The organism is Aquimarina mytili, assembly GCF_016735115.1.
In the GTDB taxonomy this organism is placed as follows: domain Bacteria; phylum Bacteroidota; class Bacteroidia; order Flavobacteriales; family Flavobacteriaceae; genus Aquimarina; species Aquimarina mytili.
Map to the genome: position 1 here is coordinate 1 of NZ_JAERQJ010000038.1, position 281 is coordinate 281.

The 281-nt window shown below is 38.4% G+C and carries 1 protein-coding gene; it reads right to left on the minus strand.

The features are described from left to right. A partial coding sequence (locus JJQ60_RS21915; protein ID WP_201924779.1) for an AMP-binding protein occupies positions 1-281 on the minus strand: 281 nt, incomplete at both ends.

Here is a 281-nt window from a genome sequence, read left to right on the forward strand (position 1 = left end):
CCTCCTATGCATAACTCTCCAGGCACTCCAACAGGAACCAACTTAGAACTTGAGTCCATAACAAATAACTTCATATTACTTAACGGCTTCCCTATTGGAACTCTGGACTGCCCTTGCCAATCTGAAGTAGAATAACTACTACAATAAATAGTAGCCTCGGTTGGACCATAAATGTTTTCTAAAACAATACCAGTATTAAGAGCATTAAAATCATCGATCAAACTACCAGGAAGAGCCTCTCCAGCCAGAAAAATGTATTTTAAACTCGATAGCTTATCAAC